Below are 21476 nucleotides of genomic sequence, written 5' to 3'. Positions count from 1 at the left end.
GCCCTGATTGCCCCGCGCCGGAGACGGCGGGCACCGTGGACCCGTAAGGCCTCGTCGTCTCCAGGATTCGCGGGGCCCGACGCCGGCACAGTCGGCTGCCTGGCAGGAGTCCCGCGTGAAAAAGGTGATGTGTCCGAGCCGCGGGGGGCCGATCGCGAGCGAGCAGGAGCCGCGGAGGACCGAGTGCCCCCGGACCGGCGCGGCGCGCGCCCTGGCCGTGGCCACCCTCCCGGCCTGTCCCCGGGCCGTGTCCCGCCTGCGCCGTCTGATGGCGGCGGTGGCGCTCAGCCACCGCTTGCCCGCGGCCGCCGAGGAGGCGCTCGCCGTGATCGTCAGCGAGCTGGCGACCAACGTGGTCCTGCACAGCGGCAGCCCGGACCTGACGGTGACGCTCACAGCCGACTGTCACTCGCTGACTCTGGAGGTGCGTGACCAGGGGCGGTGGCGAGACCGGTCCGCACCCCGCTGCGAGGCGACCGACATGGACGCGGAATTCGGACGCGGACTGGCCCTGGTCGACGCGTACGCCGTGGACAGGTCCGTACGGCGCGACGCCGGGGGCACGCTGGTGCGGGCCGTGGTCGCCCTGTGACCGCGGACGCGGGCGGCCTCCGCCGTCAGTGGCACGCCGCCTGAGGACGGTCGCCCGGTCCGGCCGCCGACGGGCCGGGCGTCCGGTGTCTCGGTGCGTCGCCGCTTCGATCCGGTGCGCCCGTCCCGCCGCGGAACTGTTCACGGGATGGCCCGCACGGCCTGCGACAGGCATGGATCAACCGCTCCGTCCATGGGGGTCGGCGGCGGCCCGGCCCCGACAGGCCCGTCCTGTCGCCCCGCGACGTCCGCGGCGGGCAGCGGCGGTCGCCCTCCACCGCACGGACCGGGAACACGGCGCGGGTCCTGAGGGCCGGGGCCGCCGCGGTGAGTGTGGTCGGCCCTCGGGGAAGTCGTCATACCGGCGATGCTGCAACTCCCGAATCGGTCAGGCCCGCCGGATGCGGAGGCACCGGCGGGCCCTGTGGTGCGGGGTGATGTGAAGGGGTCAGAAGGTGAGGCTCCAGGAGTCGATGTAGCCCGTGTCGCCCGCGTAGGCGTCCGTGACGCGCAGCTTCCAGGTACCGCTCGCGACCACGCCGGAGGCGTCGACCGTGTAGGTGGCGATGACGTTGTCGGCGCTGTCGCTGGTGCTGGTGTTCTTGAGGACGGCCGCGGCACCGTTCGGGGCGACGATCTCGATCTTCAGGTCACCGCGGTAGGTGTGCTTGATGTCGACGCCGATCTTGAGGGACGCCGGGGCGTTACCGCTGATGCCGGTCACCGCGATGGAGGAGGCGACCGTGGTGTTGTCCGGGATGTTCACGTTGGTGGAGTTGGTGAACACGGTGCCCGTGGGTGGCTGGGTGGAACCGCCGAGGGTGGCCGCGGCGTCCGCGAGGCCGGCGCCACAGCCGCCGGAGCAGTATCCGGGCAGGGGACGGGCGTTGCTCTTGATCGACGACTCGACCTGGGCCGGGGTGATCGACGGGTTCGCCTCGTACATCAGCGCGGCGAGGCCCGCGATGTGCGGGGCGGCCATGCTGGTGCCCTGGTACGCCTCGTAGTTCTCGCTCGCCGGGCTCCGCGTGCCGCTGTTGAGCGTGGACCAGATGCCGTTGGCGGAGCTGACCGCCGTCTCGCCGCCGGGAGCGGTGATGTCGACGATGCTGCCGTAGTTGGAGTACGAGGCGCGGTTGCCCTCACGGTCGGAGGCGGCGACCGTGATGACGTTGGAGCAGTTGGCCGGGTTGAAGCCGGCCGCGTCGGCGTTGCTGTTGCCGGCCGCGACGACGACCGACGCGCCACGGTTCACGGCGCCGTTGATGGCGCTCTGGGTGCCCGCGTCGCAGGCGCCGCTGCCGCCGAGGCTCATGTTGAGGACGTCGGCGGGGTTCGGGTTGGACGGGACTCCCGGAACGTAGCCGCCGGACGCCCAGGTGATGGCGTCCATGATGTCCGCCGTGGTGCCACCGCACTTGCCGAGCACGCGGACCGGCTGGACGGTCGCGTTGTACGCGATGCCCGCGATGCCCTTGCCGTTGTCGGTGGTGGCGGCGATGGTGCCCGCGACGTGGGTACCGTGCCAGGAGCTGGTGGTGTCGTACTCGGGGTAGTTGTTGCCGCACTCGCCGCGGAGCATCCAGTCGCCCGGGTCGGAGGCGTTGCTGTCGCGGCCGCCTCCGTCGTTGGCGATGAACGGGTCGGAGATGAAGTCGTATCCCGCGACGACGTTGGCGGTGAGGTCCGAGTGGGAGACGTAGCCGGTGTCTATGACGGCGACCTTGACGCCCGCGCCCGTGGCCTTGCCCCACGCGTCCGGTACGTTCATTCCCGCCGTGGCCTCGAAGAGGTCCCACTGGCGGTTGTACTCCGCGTCGTTCGGCGTCACGGCGGTGGCGTACATCCGCTTGTCCGGGACCACGAAGGCGACGTCCGGGTCGGCGCGGAAGGCGGCCATGACGTCCGCCGCGTCCTTCTTGCCGAGTTCGGCTCCGAGGTCGACCAGCACCGCCCCGGTGCCCAGTCTGCGGTCGAAGTCGAGGGACTCGCCGGTCCTTCGGCCCTTGTTCTTGGCGTCCTCGGTGGCAGCGGAGTCGGACTTCGCCTCCGCGGCCTGGGACGTGTATCCGACGATCAGGCGCTCGACCGGCTGACCGGCCGTGGCGGCGGGAACGGCCGCCTTCACGGGGGAGCCGACGGTCGCCGCGGGGTCGGCGACGGCGACGGCCGTGCCGGTTCCGAGCAGCGCTGCCGTGGTCAGGGCGACGAGGGACATGCCGAGCGGTCTGTGCTTCAAGGTGTTTCCTTTCGCTGTCCCACGACCTGTCCACCACGACTCATTGAGCCGGGTCATGACAAGTCGCTCTCCTGGGGCGCCGCAGGAGCAAGGGGCTGGGGAGTGCGGCCCGGCCGCACGGGCGTCGGGTGTGGGGCCCCGGCGCCCGTGCGGCTCCGGTCCGGCGCGGATGTGAGGAGGCGGTCCGCACCGTCGACGTCATGCGTCGCGACCGGTGGCTGGAACCTACGGGCGCACCGACCGCGCGCCTATCCGGGCGGCTGCCTCACGGATACTCGAATTATTGGGGTCCCCGGACGAGTTGTGCGTCCGCCCGCCGACCCTCGGGACGCATCGCAGGAAAGCCGACGACAGGCCTCACCGGGGACCGGTCGGCCGGCCCGGTGGACGACGACGCGGTCGCGCCGATCGCCGTGCCACCCGAGGTGCCACGACGGCCCCGCCCTCGGACCCGGCGAACACGGTCAGCGTCGCCCCGGAGCGGGCGCCGCCGGCGGCGCGTTGTCCGCCGCACGCCGCCGGCCGGCGTGTGGCGGACGGAAGGGGCTCGGCCCCAGCCCCGTGAAGTGCACCGCTGGGAAGCGGGGGGCGATCACGCGACGACCCGCTCGCCTCCCTCGGCTGCCGCTCGGGCAACCGGGTCGGGCTTCGCCGGGCGACGTTTCGCCCGTACCGGCCCGGTTACCCATGAAGCGTCTCACCCCCGCGCCTCCCTGTGCACACCTGGACGCCGGGGGCAGTCGTTCGTCGGCGGGATCGGAAAGGGAGTGCGCATGGCCGGCACGAAGGTGGCCGACTACATCCTCCAGCGGCTGCGCGAGTGGGATGTGGACCACGTGTTCGCCTACGCGGGCGACGGCATCAACGGGCTGCTGGCGGCCTGGGGGCGGGCGGACAACAAGCCGAAGTTCGTCCAGGCCCGCCACGAGGAGATGTCCGCGTTCCAGGCCGTCGGCTACGCCAAGTTCTCCGGCAAGGTGGGCGTGTGCGCGGCGACCTCAGGCCCCGGCGCGATCCACCTGCTGAACGGCCTCTACGACGCCAAGCTGGACCACGTCCCCGTCGTGGCGCTGGTGGGGCAGACCAACCGCAGTGCCATGGGCGGCTCCTACCAGCAGGAAGTGGACCTCGCGAGTCTGTACAAGGATGTCGCCTCCGACTTCTGCGAGACGGCGACGGTGCCCGAGCAACTGCCGAACCTCATCGACCGCGCGTTCCGCACCGCCTACGCCAAGCGCACCGTGACGGCGATCATCCTGCCCGGTGACGTGCAGGAGCTGGACTACAGCCCGCCCACGCACGCCTTCAAGATGGTGCCGTCCAGCCTGGGGCTGGGACGGTACGCGCCGGTGCCGGCCGACGAGGACATCCAGCGGGCCGCCGACGTGCTGAACGCGGGCGAGAAGGTCGCCGTGCTGATCGGACAGGGCGCGCGCGGCGCCCGCGAGGAGGTCGAGCGGCTGGCGGACGTGCTCGGTGCCGGGGTGGCCAAGGCGCTGCTCGGCAAGGACGCCCTGCCCGACGACCTGCCCTACGTGACCGGCTCCATCGGGTTGCTGGGCACCCGCCCCTCCTACGAGCTGATGCGGGAGTGCGACACCCTGCTGATGATCGGCTCCAGTTTCCCGTACACGCAGTTCATGCCGGAACTGGACCAGGCGCGGGCCGTGCAGATCGACATCGATCCGCACATGATCGGCCTGCGCTACCCCAACGAGGTCAATCTCGTCGGCGACGCCCGGGAGACGCTGCGCCGCCTGCTGCCCAAGCTGCACCGCAAGCAGGACCGGACGTGGCGGGAGCGGGTCGAGAAGAACGTCGCCCGCTGGTGGGAGGTCATGCAGCGCCGCGCCGCCGTCAGCGCCGACCCCGTCAATCCGGAGTACGTCGTCCATGCCCTGGACGGCAAGCTGCCCGACGACGTGATCCTCGCCGCCGACTCCGGCTCGGCCGCCAACTGGTACGCCCGGCACCTGCGGCTGCGCGGCCGCATGCGCGGCTCCCTGTCCGGCACCCTGGCCACGATGGGCCCCGGTGTGCCGTACGCCATCGGGGCGAAGTTCGCCCATCCCGACCGGCCGGCGATCGCCCTGGTCGGGGACGGGGCGATGCAGATGAACGGCATGATGGAGATGGTCACCGCCGCGAAGTACTACCGCGAGTGGTCCGACCCCCGGCTGATCGTCGCGGTGCTGAACAACGGCGACCTCAACCAGGTGACCTGGGAGATGCGCGCCATGTCCGGCGCCCCTCAGTTCGAGGAGTCCCAGCACATCCCCGACCTGCCGTACGCGGACATCGCCCAGCGCATCGGCCTGGACGGCGTGCGGGTGGAGAAGCCCAAGCAGGTCGAGGCCGCCTGGGACCGGGCCCTCGCCGCGGACCGGCCGTTCGTCATCGACTTCCGCACCGACCCGGCCGTGCCGCCGATCCCGCCGCACGCCTCGCTGGATCAGATCGAGGCAGCGGCCGCCGCGGTCCTCAAGGGCGACAGCGACCGCGGCTCCATGGTGAAACAGGGCCTGAAGGCCAAGGTGCAGGAGATGCTGCCCGGCAGCCGTCGCCGCGACGACCGCCCGGGCGCCGGCCGGCACGACAGCACCGAAGAGAGCAAGTGACCCAAGAGGCGCCGCACCTGCACATGCGGCTGCTGGGCGCGGCCCGTCGTCAGCCACCGCACCGCCGCTCTCCCCTGCGCCGGCCGCCGCCCCCTGACCCGGTCCCTATGCACATGCCGCGATGTTCGTGACGAGACGGGGAAGGAGCGACGGGGAACGAGGAGGCTGTGGTGACGAGCGACCGTATGGTATTGGCCGATGTCCTGGCCGCGGCGGAGGATGCCGCCCCGGTGGCGTCCCTGGACGTGGTGGCACACCATCTCAGGGACCGGTTCGGCGCACGATACGTGTCGTTCCTCTTCGTCGACGTCGTCGGCCGCCAGATGGTACGGGTCAGTGAGGAGGCGACCTCCCGACAGGAGCGCAAGGCCGAGCAGATCCCGCTGGCGGACAGCGTGTACGAGAGGGTCCTGCGCACCCAGGAGCTCATCCGTGCTCACAGCGACGGCCCCGGACAGCGGGTGCTGGCCCCTGTCACCAACCGGGGGGACACGATCGGCGTTCTGGAGCTGCACCTGCCCGAGGCGTCGACCGAGACTCTGGAGCAGGTGGGGAAGGCGGCACACGCGCTGGCGTACATCCTCGTCACCGACCGCCGCTTCACCGACCTCTACCACTGGGGCCAGCGCACCACTCCGGTCACCCTGGCCGCCGAGATCCAGCGCCAGCTGCTGCCGTCGGCTCCCTCCTGCGAGGCCGCTCAGTTCGCTCTGGCCGGTGCGCTGGTCCCGGCCGACGACATCGCCGGCGACAGTTACGACTACGCCCTCGACCACGACACCCTGCACGTGTCCATCACCGACGCCATGGGCCACGACGTCAACGCTTCCTTGATGGCCACCCTCGTCGTCAACGCCTCCCGAGGCGCCCGCCGGGCCGGAGCGGACATCGCCGAACAGGCCCGCCAGATGCACCAGGCCCTCCTCCACCACGGCCGCCGCACCTTCGCCACCGGCCAGCTGCTGCGCATCGCCCTGGACGGCAGCAGCGCGCAGTTCGTCAACGCCGGCCATCTGTGGCCGCTGCGGCTGCGCAAGGGCACCGTCGAGGAGATCCGCCCTCACATCAACCTCCCCTTCGGGGTCCCGGTCCAGGGCCCCTACCGGGTGGAGCACCTCGACCTGCGTCCCGGCGACCGTCTGCTGTTCTACACGGACGGCATGCAGGAACGGCACGCGTCGGGCGTCGATCTGGCCGGGCTGCTCCGCGACACCGCCGACGACCATCCCCGCGAAGTCGTCCGCACCCTGGCCACCGCGGTCACCGAGGCGAGTCGCGGACAACTGCAGGACGACGCCACCGTGCTCTGCCTGCAATGGCACGGCCCCACCACCGCAAGCCGCCGGACCCGGGCCGGAGCGGACGTCTGAACCGGTCCGCCCCACCGCCGCTCCCAGTTCGTTCCAGGAAACCCTGACAGCCTGGCACACGGCTCCCCTACCGTCGTTCCGCGCCCGGAGAAGACCACCGAACAGGAGCCCGCCGTGCCACCCACCCATGCCGTCGACCACCCCGGCGTGATCGAACTGCGCCAGTACACGCTGCGTCCCGGCCGGCGCGACGAGCTCATCGAGCTGTTCGACCGGGAGTTCGTGGAGACCCAGGAGGAGACCGGGATGGTGGTGCTCGGTCAGTTCCGGGACCTCGACGACCCCAACCGCTTCGTCTGGCTACGGGGTTTCCGGGACATGACGGCGCGCCACCACGCGCTGACGGCGTTCTACGGCGGCCCGGTCTGGGCCGAGCACGGCCCCCGGGCCAACGCCACCATGATCGACTCCGACGACGTGCTCCTGCTGCGACCGCTGTCGGCCGGGACCGGCTTCGCCGTCTCCCCCGCCGAGCGGCCTCGGCCCGGCGCCCCGGAACCGGAGCGTTTCGTGGCCGCCACGCTGTGGTCCTTCCCGCCCGGACGGCACGACGGCCTCGACCTGGTCCGGGACGGTCTCCTCCCGGTGTTCCGCGAGACGGGACCCGCGCCGCTCGCCGCCCTGGCCACCGAGTCCGCTCCCAACACGTTCCCCAGGCTGCCGGTCCGCACCGGTGAGAACGTGGCCGTGGTCCTGACGTCGTACCCGGACGAGAGCGGCCACCGACGGCACCTGGCCGGCGTGCGCGACCACCCCCTCGTCCGGGACGGGCTCCTGACCGCCGTCGAGGGGGCGCGGACGGCCGCCCCCAGGACACTGCGGCTGGCTCCCACGGGCCGCTCGCTGATCCGCTGACGGACGCCCGCCGGGAGGGCCTCGTCCCCGCGCGGGATCTGCTCGGCGCTCGCGCCGTCGGCGCCTCCCCGCGCAGGCGGTTCAGGACCTCGCGGTGTCAGGCGCCTCCCCGGCCCGCCCGGTGGCGCTGGAGGTTCGCGCAGGCCGACGGGTAGGTGTCGCAGTAGCTCTCGTACTGGCGCGCGGAGGTGGCCGCGAGCATGGCGTGGGCGACCGCACGGCTGACGGTGTCGGCCGCGGCGGCGCCGATCCGGGCGAGGGCAGGGACGTCGTCCGGATCGTTGTTGGCCAGTCTGCGGCCGGTGCCGGTGGCCACCGCGAAGACGGTGTCCCCGTCGTGGAGCGTGTGGGCGGGGTTGATCGCCCGGGCCAGACCGTCCTGTGCCGCCGCGGCCATCCTGGTCGCCGCCGCGTTCTCCACGCTCGCGCTGGTGGCCACGACCGCGATCGTGGTGTTGCGGTCCTGGGCCGTTCCCCCGAGCGGCCCGCACTCGGCGGGTGAGGGCTTGCGCAGCCCGGCGAACTCCTGACCGAGGCCCAGTTCGGCGCCGTACAGCGTGCAGTCCTTCGGGTTCACCGTGGAGCCCAGGGCGTTGACCACGACCAGTGCTCCGACGACGGTCCCGTCGTCCAGCTCGACGCTGGCCGTGCCCACGCCGCCCTTCAGGGTCCCGTTCCCGGTGAGGGCTCCCGTCCCGGCGCCCACGGTGCCCTGACGGACCGGTCCGTCCTTGGCCGCGTCCATCGCCCGGTAGCCCCAGTCCGCCGTGGGACGGGCCGTGTCGTCCCCGCCCCGGCCGATGTCGTAGATCACCGCTCCCGGCACGATGGGGATGTCGACGCCCTTGCGGTCCTCCAGCCAGTGCATCGCGCCGACGCCGACGTCCATGCCCCAGGCGCTGCCCCCGGTGAGCACGATGGCGTCCGTCCCCGGATTGGCGTTGGCGGGGCTGAGCATGTCCGTCATCCACGTGCCCGGGGCGCCGCCCCGCACATCGACACCGGCGACCGGTTCGTCCGGGGTGTACACCACGGTCGAACCGGTGAGATAGGGCGGTTCGGTCGACTGCACCTGTCCGACCAGGATGCCCGGGACGTCGGTGATGGCGTTCAATCGGCCCGGCACGCCGTCGCCGCCCCCCTTCGGCGCCGTCCGGGCCGAGGCATGGGTGCCGCCCAGGGCGAGGCAGGCCCAGGTCGAGGCGAGGACCAGCCCGGATGCCAGCAGACGGATGGATCGTGACGTCATGGAACCTCTTCCCTGCGACGCGCTGACGGGTCCGCCGTTCGGCCCGGCGGCAGCCGGTCGGACGCTATCGACCGGGACGGTGCGCCCCGTGGCGACAGGCGGCGTGCTGCTCCGAACGAGGGTCACCGAACGCGGCGGGTCACCGGGTGCGGCAGCGATCCGGTCGTGCCGCCGGTGTCCTGCCGCTTCCGCCGACGTCCGAGCCCGCCCCGGTGCGGTTCGATGGGGAGGAGGACTCCGGCCGGACGCGAGGGAAACGAGGTGCGCACGATGGACGCAGCGGACTGGGACGAGCGGTACCGCGGCAGCGAACTGGTCTGGAGGGCCGAGCCCAACCGTTTCGTCGAACAGGAGCTCGCCGGTCTGGAGCCGCCCGGCCGGGCGGTGGACATCGCCGCCGGCGAGGGCCGCAACGCGGTCTGGCTCGCGGAACGGGGCTGGGAGGTGGACGCCGTCGACTTCTCCGCGGTGGCCCTCGGGAAGGCCGCGCGGCTGGCCGCCGAACGGGGCGTGCGCGTGCGCACCGTCCAGGCCGATCTGGTGGACTGGGCGCCCCCGGCCGCGTCGTACGACCTGGCGCTGATCGCGTATCTGCAGGTGCCGTGGCCGCAGTTGGCCGAGGTGCTGTCCCGGGCCGCCACCGCCGTGCGGACGGGCGGGACGCTGCTGCTCGTCGGCCACGACGCCGCCAACCTCGAGCACGGCCACGGCGGCCCGCGGGACCCGGGCGTGCTCTGCACCGCCGAACAGGTCGCCGGTGTCTGGCGGCCTTACGCCGACATCGTGCGGGCCGGGACGGTCACCCGGCCGGTGACCGACGCCGAGGGCCGCGCCCGCACCGCTCTGGACGCGCTCGTCCGCGCCGTACGGAGATGACGCACGGTGTCGGCGCCGCGACCGACGGGCCCGTGCGCGCCGGGAACAACGCGGCCGTGCGGGGCGCTGTTCCTGGTGCCCCACGGGGCGGGGAAGCCACGGCGAGACCCGCCGGGGGATCGGCACCGACCCGGCAAGGAGCGTGAGAGCGATGAGGACGGCAGGAACCGAACGGCACCCCGCCAGTGGCGGCGCGGGCATCGTGACGACCTGTGGACGCAGGATCGCCGTGCGGCGGCTGCGGCTCGCGACCGCGGACCGGCCCATCAGCCGGATCGCCCTGGACGTGGGCCCGGACCGGGGCGGTGAACCGGGCACGTGGGCGGCGCTCACCGCGGGAGAGGCGCGTGACCTGGCGGACCTGCTCCTCCGGCACGCGGGCCAGGCCGAGCGGGGTGCCGAGCCGGCCGGGCCGGCCCGTGAGGCCGCCCCCTGAGCGTGCGGCTGCCCCCTGAGCATGCGGCTGCCCGCACCGGCCAGGCGCCGCCCCGCACACCACGGGGAGGGTAGCGAACCGCGACGGGCGCGCATCAGAGCCGAACGGCCCCCGTCGAGGCCCGTCGGCCCCTCACGGCGCACCGCCCCCGGTGGTCGACTGGTACACGGGGACCGACACCAGCGAAGGGGGCCGGCCATGACCGGCAGCACACCACAGACCCTCGGCACGGACCGCCCGCAGCCCGTGGACGTGCACCGTCTCGAGGTCACTCACGTCGAGCAGGACGCCTACACGGTGGACGTCCGTGGACACCGCCTCCGGGTCGACCAGCCGCTGGAGGCGGGAGGCACGGACTCCGCGCCGACCCCCACGGAGCTCTTCGCGGCCTCCCTGGCCACCTGCGTGGCCTTCTACGCGGGCCGTTACCTGCACCGGCACGGCCTGCCCCGCACCGGACTGCGGGTCCGCACCGAGTTCACCATGGCCACCGACCGGCCGGCCAGGGTGTCGGCCCTGCGCCTCGTGATCGACCCGCCGCCGGAGCTGCCCGAGCAGCGGCGCGCGGGTCTGCTGGCCGTGGCCTCGCACTGCACGGTCCACAACACCCTGCACCAGCCGCCCGAGATCGCCGTCGAACTGGCCCAGTGACGTTCTTGCCGCCGCGTGCGCAGGAAGGATCATGAACGTCATCGAATGGTCCTCCCCGGCAGACGACCGCGAGCGACCCGGTGAGGGTGCCGGGGCGGTCCGCCGAGCGCGAGGACGTGGCTGAGTGTTCCGCGCTTCCCTGCGTTCCTGGCTGGTCCTCGCCGTGCCCGTCGTGGGCGTGCTGGTACTGACGTACTCCGCCACATCGCCCGAGCCACGCGCGGACGGGGACTGGCAGGTCGCCGCCGAGCCGTTGCGGGACGGTCCGCTCCCCTCCGGCGGTACGGCCCAGCTCTCCAGATGCGGGGTGGACGAATGGCCGCGCCCCGAACCCCGGGGCAGAGCCGAGCGGAGCGAGGACCCACGACTGGCGCTCACCAGCTGGGGCTACCACGACCCGGGGTCGAAGATGCCGGGCGAACCCCGCTTCACCGTCCACGCCGCGATCCGCACGGGCGACCGCCCGCTGGTACTGGACGCACCGGTGGCCGCGGGCCGGGTCACGCTCGACTTCTACGGCCCCCACGGTGAAGGCGTCCGCGCGTCCGCCCGCGGTCTCACCGCGACCGTCGTGGACGGCGGTTACCCGGGCAAGCCGGTGGACGTCCCGGCGTCCGGCCGTTTCCGCGTCGATCCCGGCGAGGAGCTGCTCCTGGAGGTGGAGCTGCCCGCCGGGGCCGTGTGTCCGGGCCACAGCCTGCGCGACGTCAGCACGTGCCTCCCCGAGGGCACCAACGACGCCGCGGACTGCCCGATGCTGACGCTCACCCTCAGCGATCCGGCGATCCGTGCGTACCGCGCCGGGACGGCGGACGACAGCACCGCCCGCTTCTTCAGCGACCGGCTCGTCGCGGTCTTCCTGGAGCCGGACGTCTCCCGAGTGTGAGCAGGGGCCCGCTCGGGGCCGGCCGCTGATGCCGGCGGGCCCTGAGCGATGAGTTCGGGGCGGAGAGGACTCGGCGGTGCGGATCACCCCCGGACCGGGCCCGCGCCGGATCCCGCACCGCACCTCCGCCTCCCGCACACGCCATGCGATCTGCTCTCACTGCCTCGGCCGGCTCAGCCGTCGGGCAGGCTTCGCACGACGTACGTCATGTGCTGGAGATATCCCGCTCGCAGCCACTCCCTGAATCCGCCCGTTCCTCTGCCGGTCGTCCGTGGACCGTGCGCGCAGTCGCTCAGCCATGCCTCGCCGTGCCCGGCCGCCCGGGCGCCCCGGAATTCGGGCAGTTCGGTGATCCGGCGGGCCGCGGCGCGGGTGACGTCTATCCGGTCCGGCCCTTTCGTCAGCGTCCTGACGATGAAGTAGGACCTGTCGGTGGTGTACCGGAGCGTTCCCCAGGACGGGCCGCCCTTCCTGGGTGCCAAGGGCTGCGCGAGGGCGGCAGGGTGCTGCACGCCGTAATCGCCGTAGCCGATCCGCGAGGCGTAGGTCCGGTCCGTCGCTCGCACCTCGTGCCACATGCGCCACTCCCCCCGCGGCACCTCGACCGGTCCGTCCTCCAGCAGGTCGTTGCTGACCGGTGGCAGGCCGCCTCCGATCAGGACGGCGCTTCGCCAGGCCGTCATCGGCATCAGCGTGTCGAGGGCCCGCAGGGCTTCCTTCCCCGCGTCGGTCCGGTCATCGAGGACCGCTCCCATGTCGAGCAGCAGATCGAGAGGCATCTCCGGTCCGGTCTGCGCCAGCAGGCCCCTCACGCCCTCCCAGAGGCGGGCGTCCCACTCCCCCGTGACCTGCACCCGCACGCCCAGGCCGCACGAGCAATGGCGAGCCGTCCCCACCGCCATCGCCTGCTGCTCCGCGGTCCTCTCCGGTCCGGTGACCGGTTTCAGTTGCCCGAATCTGCAGCGGGCGGCGAGTGCTTCAGCGAAGGCAGGCGTCAGGGCCTCCGTCCCGAAGGGAGCGTCGATCCATCCGCCGTGGCGGCTCACGGCGCTCGCTCGGCCGACGCACGTGTCGACCACCGTGCCCAGTGTCTCCTGGGCCACTTTGTGCAAGGGCGGCAGGTTCCACAGCGGTCTGACCGCGGACCGGACGTCCGGCCGCAAGCGTGGAAAGACCTCGGCCGCATGCTGTTTCGTGGGCAGAACGGGAACATAGAGCGGTCCGGACATCGCGGCTCCCCCCTCGAGACCGTCCGTGCGCTTCCCTTCCCGTCAGGGTCGGTTCATCCCTGAACACTTGAAAAGGAGGCCATTTCGGCCCGTGTGGCCCATACGGCAAGGCGGGGGCAGGACGGGCGTATGTCCCGCAACGTCCACGTCGCCTAGACACTGGACGCCGCCGTCCGGGCGGCCGAGCTCGCCGTCGGGGACGGGCCGGGGCGCGTCTACGTCGTCGAGCCGACCGGCGCTCTCGAGGACGCTCCCAACGTCACCGACAAGAAGCTGCCCGGCAATCCGACCCGTTCCTACCGCACCGGCGCCCCCGTGCGCGTCATCTCGGAGCTGACGGACCGGGCCGGTCACTCCCCCGAGCAGATCCAGGCCGTGCGGGACGGTCCGGAGGGGCTCCGTCGCCGGGGTGTCGCCGTGATCCTGGACTGACACGCGGGCGGTGCGGTGCTCCGGCACCGTCCCCCGCGGGTGCGATTGGGCACGGGAACAATCCCCCGCCCGCGCCCCCTCCACCCCTGGTTGACTCCACGGCCTCCCGTATCGGCGTGATCGACGTAAGTGAGTGGAGTTGTCGTGGAGTTTCACGAAGCGGAGCGTGCGCGGCTGGGGGTGGGGCTGCGGGTCGGCGTGCGGATCGCCGTCGTGTGGCTGGTGTACGTGGCGGGCGCCGCGCTGGTGCCTGGGGTGTACGGCACCGCCGTCCTCGGGGGCGTGAGTGTCGGGGCGTTGGCCGCCCTGGTGCCGCTCGGGGTCGGGCTGCACGGGGTGGTCGTGTACGGGCGGCGGGCCGACCAGGTCGGCGCGGCGAACGACGCGGACGACCGGAGGTGGGCGTGACCTCGTTGCTCGACTCCTCCTCACGGTCGCTCGTCTTCGCCGTGTTCTCCGTGTTCGTGGTCATCTGCCTGATGCTGTGCGTCATCACCGGCGCCGACGAGGACGACCGCGCTCTCGTGCGGTCCGACAGCCGGCGGCTGCGGTCGTGGCAGCAGGGCATCGCGATGGGAGGTGACACCACGACCGTCGCGACCGTCACCGTGCTGGTGGGCATGGTCGCCACGACCGGGTTCGACGGGCTCGGCGTCATGCTGGGCAGCCTCGTCGGTGTGCTCCTCTTCCTCGTGCTCGTCGTCGAGCCGTTGCGGGCGCATGCCTCGCTGACCGCGCCGGATCTGCTGGACGCGCGCGGCAGCGGCGGGTCCGCCGTGCGGGTGGCGTGGGGTGTGGTGACGCTGCTGGTCTGTTTCCCTTTGCTGGTCGTGCAGTTGGTGGTGGTCGGGAACGTGGCCGCCGCGCTGCTCGGGCAGCCCGGGGCCCGTACCGGGTGCATCGTCGTCATCGGGTGTGCGATGACCGCGCTGGCCGTCAGCGGCGGGATCCGGGGCACGGGTGTCGTGATGATCGCCAAGTCGGCGATCGCGCTGCCCGTGCTGGTGGTCGCCGCCGTCCTCGTCCTGCACCGCTTCGGCGGCGACCTCGGACGGCTGCTCGACGCGGCCGCGCTCGGGTCGGGGACGGGTGAGGCGTTCCTGCGGCCGGGGGGCTACACGGGTGACGGGTGGGTCGGGGCGGTGAACCGGGTCGGGCAGACCTTCGGCATGACCATGGCCACGCTCGCCATGCCCGCCGTACTGATCCGGGCCATCGCGACCAAGAGCCCGCGCGGGGCGCGGACCGTCGGCCGCTGGATGCTCGGTGAGCTGGTCCTGCTGTACGGGGCTCTCGCCGTCGTCGGTGTGGGTGCGGCTGCGCTGGTCGGCGGGGTGCTGCGGGAGGCCGGTCCGTCGGGGCAGGTGTTCACGCCGCTGCTGCTGGGGCGGGCGCTGGACGGCGGCGGCCTGCTGGTCGCGGCGCTCGCCTGCGTCCTCTTCCTCACCGCGCTGGCCGCCGTCGTGGACGTCACCCTCGCCGCCGGGATCACCCTCGGCCGGGACGTGCTGGCCGCTTCCGGTGACCGGCCGGCCGGGCGGCTCGACGGCACCGCGTCACGCTGGTCGGCCGCGCTGACCGGGCTGGCCGCCGCGGCCGTGGCCGTCGTCTGCGCCGACTGGAACCTGGTCGTCGTCTCCACGCTCTGGCTCGCCCTCTGCGGCGCCGCCCTCGCGCCGGTTCTGCTGTACGCCCTGTACTGGCCCGGGTTCACCGCCCGCGGCGCGCTGTGGTGCCTGTGGGGAGCGACGGCGGTGAGCGTGGCCGCGCTCGTGGTGTCGCCGTACGTGTCGGGCACGCCGACGTCGATCCTGCCGGGGCACGACTTCCGGCTGTGGGACGTGACGATCCCGGGGGTGGTGACGGTGCCGGCCGGGTTCCTGCTGGGCTGGCTGGGCAGCGTCACGGATCGCCGGCGGCGGACGGGCGGGGCGGGACGGCCGTCCGGAGTCATTCCTTCGCGCGCCGTCCGGCGATGAGTTCCGGGGACTGCCACGGTCATCACCAGTACACGGACCGACAGCACAGGAGGACCCCATGTCCCGCAAGATCGTGGCCAGCGTGTTCATCTCGCTCGACGGCGTCGTCGAGGCGCCCGACCAGTGGCACTTCCCGTATTTCAACGACGAGATGGGCGCGGCCGTGGGCGCGGGTCTGAGCAACGCCGACACCATGCTCTTCGGCCGCGTGACGTACGACAGCTTCGCCGGCGCCTGGCCGGAACGGGAGACCGCGGGCGGGGAGGACGCGGGCTTCGCCAAGCAGCTCGGCGACATGCGGAAGATCGTGTTCTCGCGCAGCCCTCTCGACTTCCAGTGGCGCAACTCCGAGCAGGCGCAGGGCGACGTGGCCGAGGTGGCCGCCGCGCTGAAGCGGGAGCCGGGCGGCGACATCGGGCTGAGCGGCTCGATCTCGATCATCCGGCAGCTCCTCGCCGCCGGGCTGCTGGACGAGCTGCAGCTCCTTGTGCACCCGATCGCCGTGCGCAAGGGCATGCGCCTCTTCGACGAGGGGGAGCCCTCGATCCCGCTGAAGCTGCTGAAGTCGGAGACGTTCGGCACGGGGGTGCTGAATCTGGTGTACGGGCCGGACACGGCGCCGCCGACGGGCGGGTACGAGGAGGCGGTGGCGTCGCTCGGGGAGTAGGGGGAGCCGCGCTGAGGGCGTGCCGTCCGCCTCTCCAGCGGACCGCACGCCCTCAAGTCCGCTCAGCACTCCGACGCGAACCGTACGAACCGCCCCCGGCCTTCGCGGCCGACGGCGAAGGACGGGCGGGTTACGTCCTTGGAGTCCCGTACGTGGACGGCCTGTTCGGCGCTGCCGCTGTAGCTGGACTTGAACCAGGCCCGCGATATCCGGAATCTTCGGCCGCGATCGACGAGGCAGCGGCAGGGCCAGTCGCGTTGCTTGACCCGACACACCGCTCTACCGCATCCCGGGCGACGCCCCCGGCCGCCTCCGCGCTACGCGCCGGGGCGGACGCCGGCCGCGAGGCTGTGCAGGTGTGCGGTGGTGCCGTTGCGTCGCGCGCGACGCAGTCCCTGTTTGGCCAGCAGGCCGTTGGCCACGGTCATGACCGTCCTGCTGGGCGGCGCTGCCATGCCGACCGATGTGTGGGGGGCGTACAACGCCTCTCCGTTGTCGACGGTCAGCCAGCCGGTGACGGTGCGCATGCTCACACCGACGCACTGCGGCCGGAACGCGTGGGCGAGGAATCCCGCTCGGCGTCCGCCTGGTGGCAGGAGTTCGGGCGGTGCGCCGAGGCGCAGCCCGGTCTCGTCGTGTCCGGTGACCGTCACTGGGAGGATGACGGGGCTGCCGTCGGCGCCCTCGTACGCCAGCAGACGATGCGGAAGTGCGGCGATCCGCCGGGCGAGTGTGGAGACGGGTATCCGGGGTGTCGTGCCGTTCTTCGGGGGTCGCTGTTCGACGGGGTGCTGGGGCCAGGACGGGCCGGTCACGGTTGCCGGTCCGTGTGCCGAGAGGTGGGGCCAGGTGGTGATGCGTTCCAGGCCGACGTCGACGAAGACGCGCTCTCGGTGATATTCGCGCAGCAGCCAGTCCCACACTCTTCCGTGCTTGGTCTTCCCGAGGAACGGCTCTGTGGCGTCCATCAGCTCATCCAGCCGCTGTGCTGAGGGCTGAAGGTCCACCGATGCCTTGCCTTGGGCGAGGACGTACTGACTGTGGGCGGCGAATCCGTGCAGGCGCGTGTGATAGGCGAGGGCGACGCGGGGGTTGTTCAGGATGCGTTCCAGTTTCTTCGGGAAGCCCAGCGAGGTGGTGAAGCTGACCTGGTTGGCTGCCCGGTTCGCGAGCCCGACCGGTGAGACGCTGGTGACCACCGCCCCTCCGGCGGGGGTGAGGTAGGCGACCGCGACGGTCAGGTCGCCCGTGAACGCCTCGTACGCCGTGTCCGGCCAGGTCAGGTGTGTGTCCGTCACGAGCCGGTACCTCGCAGCACGCGCAGGTCGGCGGCGGCCTGGTCGCGCAGGGCGGGCAGCAGCGACTTCATCGCCGGCGGCATGTTCACGAATATCGACTCCACCTCGGCCGGTGTGCCCACCTCGTCGAGGAGGCCGATCATCAGATGCCCGGCCACCGGGGGCGTGGTGGCGATGACTCGTTGGGCGAACTCCGCCCACTGCGCGGGCGTGATGTGCTCCCGCAGGGCGGGGAAAAGAACTGGTTCCTCGTGGTCCAGGTGGTCGCGCACGCTGTCGCGCACCGCGACCGCCGCCTCGCGCAGTGCGTGCCGTTCGTCTTCGTTCAGATGGTCGCCGTCATGGTCTTTAGCGCCGGTGAGGCCGATGTCGGCGAGGCGGTCGAGCGCGAGGTCCAACCGTTCGTGTTCTTCGCTCAGGTCGTCGAGGGCGCGCTTCACTTCGGGCGCCGCGGTCAGGATGAGCGGCCACAGCCACTCGTCCTCGGTCTCGTGGTGGTGACGCAGGTTCACCACGAGGAAGTCCCGTAACTGCGCGAGCGCTTGGCGAGGCACGGAGGGGCGGCCGACGGCGTCCACGAGCAGCCCGGTGGCCAGTCTGTGTGTCTCATGGGTGAGCCGCGTTTCCACGACGGCTTGTGAGTCACGCCCGGCGTTCATGTCCATAGGTGCGGAACCTTCGGGTTGAGGGGTGCATGGTGCATGGTCTTCCCGTCCGGAAGAGAAGTCCCATTTTGAAGTTACAGCATCTGCAATGAATACGCCTGCCCTTACCTCGGGGTAAGGTGAAGGCATGTCCGCACCGACCCGCAGTTACCGATCGCCACGGCGTGAGCGGGGCGCGGCTCAGACCCGGCAGGACATCCTGGCGGCCGCGCGTGAGCTCTTCATCGCGCAGGGCTACGCACAGGTGACGATGGGGCACATCGCTCGCGCGGCCGGCGTCGCGACCAAGACGCTGTACGCGAGCGTGGGGACCAAGACGGAGCTCCTGCACGCCCTTCTGGCCACAGATGTGGCGGACTCGCGGACCACCGGGATCCTTGAGGAAGTGGGCCGGACCGAGGACCTTGCCTCGGCGGTCGCATGCCTGGCGCATGGCATCCGCGACAACACCGAACGCTTCGCTCCGTCCATCGACCTGCTCTACTCCTCCATGACGAGCGACGCCAAGGCGCGGGAGGTGTGGGACTACGTTGTCACGCAGTACCGCCAGGCGCTTCGCGAAGCCGCGGAGCACCTGGTCTCCATCGGCGCAGTGGCTCCGCATCTCGACGTGAACGGTGCGGCGGACCGTCTGTGGCTGTGCTTCGGGCTGTCGGCATGGCGGTCGCTCGTTGTCGACTGCGGCTGGAGCTACGACGCGGCGGAGCGCCTGCTCTCCCGCCAGGCCCTGAACATGCTGGGAGACCCTGTCCCGGCATAGGCGAGGGGGGCGTTCCCTTCACGCGCCTCCACCACGCGGCGCGGACGGCAGTCCGCTTCGGTGGTGACGGGGGGTGGCGTCATCCCACTCCCCCTCCCCCGCCACCGTAACCGCCCGCACACCGCCGGCTCCCCCCCATCCCCGACCGCGCCTATCCGCCGCCCCTTCCCTCGCCTCCGCCGGAACCCGCCGGCGCCAGTCACCACGCGGCGACGACCGGTGCGTCGCTTCCGTGCCGCCGCCAGGCCTCGTCCAGACGCACGAGCCGGTCCGCGGCGGCGATGCCGCACAGGGACGCGACCCTGCCGTCCCGGACGTCGAACACCACGGTGCCGACGACCCGGTCGTCGACCACGGCCAGGACCGCCGGGGAGCCGTTGAGCACCGCGATGTGGAACACGGGCGAGCCGCCGGCCAGCCGCCGCTTCACCGGCGTGGGCCTGAACCCCGCCCGTACGTAGGAGGCGACGCGCTCGCGCGTCGTGAGCCGCAGCAGCCGCCTGGCCCGCCCCGCACCGTCCGAGACCGCCGTCACGTCGTCGGTGAGCAGCGCCACCAGCCGCTCGGTGCGCCCCGATGTGGCGGCGGCGAGGAACTCCTCGACGACCCGGCGCGCGGACGCGAGGTCCACCTCCTCGCTGCCGCGGCGTCGCTCGGCGGCGACCCGGACCCGGGCCCGGTGGGCATGCTGCTGGCTCGCGGACTCGGTGACGTCGAGGATCCGGGCGATCTCGGCATGGCTGTACGAGAAGGCCTCGCGCAGCACGTAGACGGCCCGCTCGACCGGTGAGAGGCGCTCCATGAGGGTCAGTACGGCCAGGGACACCGATTCGCGCTGCTCGACGGTGTCGGCGGGGCCGAGCATCGGGTCGCCCTCCAGGAGCGGCTCGGGCAGCCAGGCGCCGGCCGCGCGCTCGTGGCGCGCCTGCGCCGAGCGGAGCCGGTCGAGGCAGAGATGGGTGACGACCTTGGTCAGCCACGCCTCCGGTACCTCGATCCGTTCGCGGTCCGCCGCCTGCCAGCGCAGGAACGTGTCCTGCACGACGTCCTCGGCGTCGGCGGCCGAACCGAGCAGACGGTACGCGAGCGAGGCCAGCCGGCCCCGGCCGGCCTCGAAGCGTTCGACGGCTGCGCTGTCCATGTGCGGCAGCCTAGGCGGTGGTCCTCGCGCCGGCGCGGTCGGGCGCACCGGCCGGGTCGGGCACGGTGGTCAGTCGGCGCCTGCGCTTCGGCATGCCGAAGGTCGGGTGGGCGACACCCCACCCGGCCCCCTTGAGCACGCCCGCCTTGAGCCGCGCGGCGGTCCTGCCGCCCAGGTACCAGGACTTCGCCCGGACGTCCCCGTCCACCATCTGGAAGATCGCGTCCCGCCGCCCGAGGCTGATGTGGTTCCCGTAGTACTTCAACTCGGTGGCCGGGACCTCGCCGCCCGTCAGGCGCGCGACGATCGCGGCGGTCGCCTGCATGTTGGTGAGGCCGGCCGAGGCGCAGGACATCGGCAGCGGTCGGCCGTTCTCACCGATCGCGTAGGCGCAGTCACCGGCGGCGTAGACGTCCGGGTGCGAGAGGGAGCGCATGGTGCGGTCGACGACGATCTGACCGGTCTCGGCCACCTCCAGGCCGCTGGCGGCTGCGACGGGGTGCACGGCGAACCCGGCGGACCACACGGTCACATCGGCCGGGAGGGACGTGCCGTCGGCGGCGACCGCCCGTGTCGGCTCGACGGCTTCGACGGCGGTGTGCTCGTGGACGGTGATGCCGAACCGGTCGAAGGCCCGGCGCAGGTGCCGGCGGGCCTTCGGGGAGAGCCAGGCGCCCAGTTCGCCGCGGGCGGCGAGCGCGACCGAGAGGTCGGGCCGGGACTCGGCGAACTCGGTGGCGGTCTCGATGCCGGTCAGCCCCTCGCCGACGACCAGCACGGTGCTGCCCCTGTCCAGGCCGGCCAGGCGCTCGCGCAGACGCAGCGCCGAGGACAGGCCGGTCACGTCGAAGGCGTGCTCGGCCACGCCGGGGACGCCGTGGTGGGCCACGGAGCTGCCGAGCGCGTAGAGAAGGGTGTCGTACGCGAGCTCGCCGTCGCCGTCCTCGCCGGTCACGGAGACGGTCCTGCGCTCGGGGGCGACGCCGGTGACGCGCGCCAGACGCAGCCGCACCCCGGTGCCCGCGAACACGTCGGCGAGCCTGCGGAACGTGAGGTCCTGGCCGGCCGCGAGCTGGTGGAGCCGCATCCTCTCGACGAACTCGGGCGCGGCGTTGACGACGGTGATCTCGGTGTCCGCGGGGGAGAGCCGGCGGGCCAGGTTCCCGGCGGCGAAAGCCCCGGCGTATCCGGCACCGAGTACGACGATGCGGTGCTTCATGGCGATGCTCCTGTCTCGTTCGCGTGCCCCTTGAACGAGACGGCGCCCCGGTTCCTGACAGCATCCGGGTGTGACGTGGGTCACCTGATCGGAGCGGGTGACCGGACCCCGGACGGACGCCCGGGGCCCGTTCCGTTCCGGGCGGTCACGACGGGGCGACGGCCGATCACGGGTCGAGAGGACCCGCCCCCGTCGCCACCATCCCTGCGCTCCCCGCCCGACGCCGCGGAAGACCCGGCGCACCGTCGACCCGTCGCATCCGTACGCTCACTCAGCGCACGGAGCGCGGCACTCGGCCCCAGCCCGCACCGGACC

At 72.5% G+C, this 21476-nt stretch carries 20 protein-coding genes and 1 pseudogene; 13 read left to right on the top strand and 8 right to left on the bottom strand.

Annotation, left to right across the window (positions count from 1 at the left end):
* Positions 1 to 115: 115 nt before the first annotated feature.
* Complete coding sequence (locus tag ACP7TJ_RS25845; RefSeq protein WP_266549896.1) at positions 116 to 592, top strand: ATP-binding protein; 477 nt, start codon at positions 116 to 118, stop codon at positions 590 to 592.
* A gap of 447 nt (positions 593 to 1039) precedes the next feature.
* Here ACP7TJ_RS25845 and ACP7TJ_RS25840 read toward each other — a convergent pair whose 3' ends face one another.
* Positions 1040 to 2809 (bottom strand): S8 family serine peptidase, encoded by a 1770-nt coding sequence (locus ACP7TJ_RS25840; RefSeq protein ID WP_367548902.1) that lies wholly within the window; start codon positions 2807 to 2809, stop codon positions 1040 to 1042.
* Between the two features lie 794 nt (positions 2810 to 3603).
* Here ACP7TJ_RS25840 and ACP7TJ_RS25835 point away from each other — a divergent pair.
* The 3 genes from ACP7TJ_RS25835 to ACP7TJ_RS25825 all read left to right on the top strand — a co-directional run bounded on the left by ACP7TJ_RS25835 (position 3604) and on the right by ACP7TJ_RS25825 (position 7673).
* On the top strand, positions 3604 to 5448 hold the full coding sequence (locus ACP7TJ_RS25835) for a thiamine pyrophosphate-requiring protein (RefSeq protein ID WP_427765710.1): 1845 nt from the start codon (positions 3604 to 3606) through the stop codon (positions 5446 to 5448).
* 185 nt (positions 5449 to 5633) lie between these two features.
* Positions 5634 to 6818: a PP2C family protein-serine/threonine phosphatase gene (locus tag ACP7TJ_RS25830; protein ID WP_208840656.1), complete on the top strand. Its 1185-nt coding sequence runs from the start codon at positions 5634 to 5636 to the stop codon at positions 6816 to 6818.
* A 114-nt stretch (positions 6819 to 6932) separates the two neighbouring features.
* Positions 6933 to 7673, top strand: coding sequence for an NIPSNAP family protein (locus ACP7TJ_RS25825; protein ID WP_313896753.1), 741 nt, complete (start codon positions 6933 to 6935; stop codon positions 7671 to 7673).
* Between the two features lie 97 nt (positions 7674 to 7770).
* On the opposite strand, the gene ACP7TJ_RS25820 is transcribed toward ACP7TJ_RS25825, so the two are convergent.
* On the bottom strand, positions 7771 to 8922 hold the full coding sequence (locus ACP7TJ_RS25820) for a P1 family peptidase (protein ID WP_427765706.1): 1152 nt from the start codon (positions 8920 to 8922) through the stop codon (positions 7771 to 7773).
* 270 nt (positions 8923 to 9192) lie between these two features.
* Here ACP7TJ_RS25820 and ACP7TJ_RS25815 point away from each other — a divergent pair, with 270 nt between their 5' ends.
* From ACP7TJ_RS25815 to ACP7TJ_RS25800, 4 genes are all read left to right on the top strand, one after another.
* Entirely contained in the window at positions 9193 to 9798 is a 606-nt protein-coding gene (locus ACP7TJ_RS25815; RefSeq protein WP_427765703.1) for a class I SAM-dependent methyltransferase, read from the top strand.
* A gap of 151 nt (positions 9799 to 9949) precedes the next feature.
* The gene (locus ACP7TJ_RS25810) at positions 9950 to 10234 is read left to right on the top strand and encodes a hypothetical protein (RefSeq protein WP_367486830.1); all 285 of its coding nucleotides are present in this window, start codon (positions 9950 to 9952) and stop codon (positions 10232 to 10234) included.
* A gap of 198 nt (positions 10235 to 10432) precedes the next feature.
* Positions 10433 to 10885: an OsmC family protein gene (locus ACP7TJ_RS25805; RefSeq protein ID WP_189908927.1), complete on the top strand. Its 453-nt coding sequence runs from the start codon at positions 10433 to 10435 to the stop codon at positions 10883 to 10885.
* Positions 10886 to 11009: 124 nt separating this feature from the next.
* Positions 11010 to 11771 (top strand): hypothetical protein, encoded by a 762-nt coding sequence (locus ACP7TJ_RS25800; protein WP_427765700.1) that lies wholly within the window; start codon positions 11010 to 11012, stop codon positions 11769 to 11771.
* Positions 11772 to 11944: 173 nt separating this feature from the next.
* Here the strand turns inward: ACP7TJ_RS25800 and ACP7TJ_RS25795 are convergent, their stop codons facing one another.
* A complete protein-coding gene (locus ACP7TJ_RS25795) occupies positions 11945 to 13000 on the bottom strand; it encodes a beta family protein (RefSeq protein ID WP_427765697.1) in 1056 nt (351 codons plus the stop codon).
* Positions 13001 to 13156: 156 nt separating this feature from the next.
* Between ACP7TJ_RS25795 and ACP7TJ_RS25790 the strand changes: the two are divergent.
* From ACP7TJ_RS25790 to ACP7TJ_RS25775, 4 genes and pseudogenes are all read left to right on the top strand, one after another.
* Positions 13157 to 13340 (top strand): annotated as a pseudogene (locus ACP7TJ_RS25790) (NAD(+)--rifampin ADP-ribosyltransferase); the annotation flags it as partial.
* Positions 13341 to 13576: 236 nt separating this feature from the next.
* Positions 13577 to 13840: a hypothetical protein gene (locus ACP7TJ_RS25785; RefSeq protein WP_189908925.1), complete on the top strand. Its 264-nt coding sequence runs from the start codon at positions 13577 to 13579 to the stop codon at positions 13838 to 13840.
* Entirely contained in the window at positions 13837 to 15411 is a 1575-nt protein-coding gene (locus tag ACP7TJ_RS25780) for a sodium:solute symporter family transporter (RefSeq protein ID WP_427765694.1), read from the top strand. Before ACP7TJ_RS25785 ends, ACP7TJ_RS25780 begins: the two co-directional genes overlap by 4 nt.
* A 58-nt stretch (positions 15412 to 15469) precedes the next feature.
* Positions 15470 to 16078 (top strand): dihydrofolate reductase family protein, encoded by a 609-nt coding sequence (locus ACP7TJ_RS25775; protein WP_427765691.1) that lies wholly within the window; start codon positions 15470 to 15472, stop codon positions 16076 to 16078.
* 62 nt (positions 16079 to 16140) lie between these two features.
* On the opposite strand, the gene ACP7TJ_RS25770 is transcribed toward ACP7TJ_RS25775, so the two are convergent.
* The 3 genes from ACP7TJ_RS25770 to ACP7TJ_RS25760 all read right to left on the bottom strand — a co-directional run bounded on the left by ACP7TJ_RS25770 (position 16141) and on the right by ACP7TJ_RS25760 (position 18041).
* On the bottom strand, positions 16141 to 16287 hold the full coding sequence (locus ACP7TJ_RS25770) for a DUF397 domain-containing protein (protein ID WP_367463459.1): 147 nt from the start codon (positions 16285 to 16287) through the stop codon (positions 16141 to 16143).
* Positions 16288 to 16395: 108 nt separating this feature from the next.
* Positions 16396 to 17376, bottom strand: a complete 981-nt coding sequence (locus ACP7TJ_RS25765; RefSeq protein WP_427765688.1) for a hypothetical protein — start codon at positions 17374 to 17376, stop codon at positions 16396 to 16398.
* The gene (locus ACP7TJ_RS25760) at positions 17373 to 18041 is read right to left on the bottom strand and encodes a hemerythrin domain-containing protein (RefSeq protein WP_425821795.1); all 669 of its coding nucleotides are present in this window, start codon (positions 18039 to 18041) and stop codon (positions 17373 to 17375) included. The genes ACP7TJ_RS25765 and ACP7TJ_RS25760 overlap by 4 nt, the downstream gene beginning before the upstream one ends.
* Positions 18042 to 18168: 127 nt before the next feature.
* Here ACP7TJ_RS25760 and ACP7TJ_RS25755 point away from each other — a divergent pair, with 127 nt between their 5' ends.
* Complete coding sequence (locus ACP7TJ_RS25755; RefSeq protein WP_266401705.1) at positions 18169 to 18801, top strand: TetR/AcrR family transcriptional regulator; 633 nt, start codon at positions 18169 to 18171, stop codon at positions 18799 to 18801.
* Between the two features lie 199 nt (positions 18802 to 19000).
* On the opposite strand, the gene ACP7TJ_RS25750 is transcribed toward ACP7TJ_RS25755, so the two are convergent.
* Complete coding sequence (locus ACP7TJ_RS25750; RefSeq protein ID WP_427765685.1) at positions 19001 to 19942, bottom strand: sigma-70 family RNA polymerase sigma factor; 942 nt, start codon at positions 19940 to 19942, stop codon at positions 19001 to 19003.
* A gap of 10 nt (positions 19943 to 19952) precedes the next feature.
* Positions 19953 to 21161: an NAD(P)/FAD-dependent oxidoreductase gene (locus ACP7TJ_RS25745; protein ID WP_427765682.1), complete on the bottom strand. Its 1209-nt coding sequence runs from the start codon at positions 21159 to 21161 to the stop codon at positions 19953 to 19955.
* Positions 21162 to 21476 lie beyond the last annotated feature (315 nt).

The organism is Streptomyces sp. DSM 41931, assembly GCF_050271085.1.
GTDB lineage: Bacteria > Actinomycetota > Actinomycetes > Streptomycetales > Streptomycetaceae > Streptomyces > Streptomyces albogriseolus.
This window is presented reverse-complemented; position numbering and strand designations above follow the sequence as displayed.

Bases quoted from the DNA above. Each gene is read 5' to 3' on its own strand.
- ACP7TJ_RS25840 (WP_367548902.1), bottom strand. From the start codon at position 2,809: ATGTCCCTCGTCGCCCTGACCACGGCAGCGCTGCTCGGAACCGGCACG.
- ACP7TJ_RS25835 (WP_427765710.1), top strand. From the start codon at position 3,604: ATGGCCGGCACGAAGGTGGCCGACTACATCCTCCAGCGGCTGCGCGAG.
- ACP7TJ_RS25830 (WP_208840656.1), top strand. From the start codon at position 5,634: ATGGTATTGGCCGATGTCCTGGCCGCGGCGGAGGATGCCGCCCCGGTG.
- ACP7TJ_RS25820 (WP_427765706.1), bottom strand. From the start codon at position 8,922: ATGACGTCACGATCCATCCGTCTGCTGGCATCCGGGCTGGTCCTCGCC.
- ACP7TJ_RS25815 (WP_427765703.1), top strand. From the start codon at position 9,193: ATGGACGCAGCGGACTGGGACGAGCGGTACCGCGGCAGCGAACTGGTC.
- ACP7TJ_RS25810 (WP_367486830.1), top strand. From the start codon at position 9,950: ATGAGGACGGCAGGAACCGAACGGCACCCCGCCAGTGGCGGCGCGGGC.
- ACP7TJ_RS25805 (WP_189908927.1), top strand. From the start codon at position 10,433: ATGACCGGCAGCACACCACAGACCCTCGGCACGGACCGCCCGCAGCCC.
- ACP7TJ_RS25795 (WP_427765697.1), bottom strand. From the start codon at position 13,000: ATGTCCGGACCGCTCTATGTTCCCGTTCTGCCCACGAAACAGCATGCG.
- ACP7TJ_RS25775 (WP_427765691.1), top strand. From the start codon at position 15,470: ATGTCCCGCAAGATCGTGGCCAGCGTGTTCATCTCGCTCGACGGCGTC.
- ACP7TJ_RS25760 (WP_425821795.1), bottom strand. From the start codon at position 18,041: ATGGACATGAACGCCGGGCGTGACTCACAAGCCGTCGTGGAAACGCGG.
- ACP7TJ_RS25755 (WP_266401705.1), top strand. From the start codon at position 18,169: ATGTCCGCACCGACCCGCAGTTACCGATCGCCACGGCGTGAGCGGGGC.
- ACP7TJ_RS25750 (WP_427765685.1), bottom strand. From the start codon at position 19,942: ATGGACAGCGCAGCCGTCGAACGCTTCGAGGCCGGCCGGGGCCGGCTG.
- ACP7TJ_RS25745 (WP_427765682.1), bottom strand. From the start codon at position 21,161: ATGAAGCACCGCATCGTCGTACTCGGTGCCGGATACGCCGGGGCTTTC.